The 1743-nt window shown below is 44.4% G+C and carries 2 protein-coding genes; one reads left to right on the plus strand and one right to left on the minus strand.

Annotated features, from left to right (window positions below; translation table 11 throughout):
- Positions 1 to 107: 107 nt before the first annotated feature.
- Positions 108 to 296 carry a hypothetical protein gene (locus tag VRK_RS18695; protein ID WP_157372029.1) on the minus strand — a complete coding sequence of 63 codons (189 nt, stop codon included), beginning with the start codon at positions 294 to 296 and terminating at the stop codon, positions 108 to 110.
- A gap of 614 nt (positions 297 to 910) precedes the next feature.
- On the opposite strand from VRK_RS18695, the gene VRK_RS21365 reads away from it, so the two are divergent.
- On the plus strand, positions 911 to 1743 hold an 833-nt coding region (locus VRK_RS21365), incomplete at its 3' end, for a hypothetical protein (protein ID WP_059123015.1).

A 1743-nucleotide genomic window follows, 5' to 3' on the forward strand; every position in this document is an offset into this window, starting at 1 on the left:
CCAAACAGAGCAAGATGTCGGAAACCGGCCCGGAAATTGATATTTTTGCCAAAGCATCATGAATATAGAAAAAGAGGGGTCAGCAACCTGATCCCTCTTTATATTTCTTAAATCCCTTCTACGTCTTCTTTAATCAAATTCAGCTCATCAAACGTAATCAGATTATTGAGAAATAGCAGAATCTCACGCAATTCATTTTGGTCAACGGAAGGTGCGGTGCTGGTGGCAAGGAAATCAATCAGATAACCGCGAGCGGTCAGGTGTAAATCAAGATGAGTGGTTGAATTTGGCATCATGGCCTCCTGTAGAGTTTCAAAAATCACCACCAGAGGTTCCAATCTCAGAGGTGGTGAACTGAGCAAGGTTTGGAACTACCGCACCACAGGTTGCGGCCTGACAGAGTCAGTCCTATACCCAGCTCACCATAATCGGAGTGAGTAAAGGCTACACACAAAGACTCATCAGTACAAGATAAGTGAATTTGTGCGTCTGTGGTTTTATACGGTGTTCCAATCCCGACACCGGTTTTTATCGGTGCAGATGGAGCTTAAGCAGTATCTGATTTGCTGACGAGTCATAAGGAAATAAAGCGCGTGTCATAGCGTAAAATCTCATACTTTGCTCACACTGGGTGTGTCATTATTTTGCGAGTAATTTCACACTGTGCTGTTTTGAAACACCAATTCATCATGATTCATATTTAGATTGGGTTATAATCGGTCATCCTCAAGTGAGGACATTTAGATTATTGATATGAGATTAATTTTGAATCAACACGAACAACTTCATATGACATTTAAAGATGTCCTGACTGCGTGCTCTATTAAAGCTTAGGAAAGAACGAATAAATGACCCACAACCGGAGACACCGGCCGCTCCGCAAGCACAATTACAGCAAGGGTAACCATCCATGAGTCAAACCGTTTATCAACAACACGCCTATCGCAGCAATCAGGTCCCTCCGCAGAAACCGCGCCCGGAGAAAACACTCGCCCAGCGCTTACTGTCTGCCGGGCAACGAATGCTGCCGTGGAGCCGGCCAACCCAGACTGTGAGTACCCGCACCGCACAAGTCTCTCCCAGCCAGTGGCAAAAAATGAAGGCAACTGCCAAAAATCAGGAATGTTTTTGGGATGAACAGACGTTAGAAGGCTTGACCGGTAATATTTGGGCACGAATATATTTAGTTATATCCGGCTTAGCTAAAGTTACAATTCTCTATATATCCATCATTATGATATTGAGTGTATTATTACTATTATTGGTAACATCTGGGGATTATGACGCTCTGTTGTTTATCAAATTTTACATTACTTATATTATATTGCCTTGCTCTATTATTTGGGGCCAATTCGAACTCTATAACCGAGGCTACTGGAAACCTAAGTTACTCAGTAAATTACTCGATGCCCGGAAACTGTTTGAGCTCAACCGCCGTACCGGTATGGTGACCCTATATAAACGGGGCGGCAAAGTCCGTTATTCGTATCCCTTTGTTGAATTTGACTGCATTCTGGCCACCACGCCGAGTCAGCAAGGCTTAGTCAATTACTCGTTATTATTGGCACACCGCTATAGCGGCTCGATGCATGGCGTGCCACTGGGGGTGTTAGTCACCCCGCATGAAACTGTCGCTGAATATTACCGGCTGTGGAATATGATTCAGTGCTATATGGATGTCGCCCAGCCATTACCAGATATTTTATTACTCGAAGAAGCCCGTCCCAAAGACCCGACCACCGC

Origin of the sequence: Vibrio sp. MEBiC08052 (genome assembly GCF_001506075.1) — a bacterium.
In the GTDB taxonomy this organism is placed as follows: domain Bacteria; phylum Pseudomonadota; class Gammaproteobacteria; order Enterobacterales; family Vibrionaceae; genus Vibrio.

What these genes read in the sequence shown, in the direction of transcription:
- VRK_RS18695 (WP_157372029.1), bottom strand. Translation starts at nt 296, where the DNA reads ATGATGCCAAATTCAACCACTCATCTTGATTTACACCTGACCGCTCGC.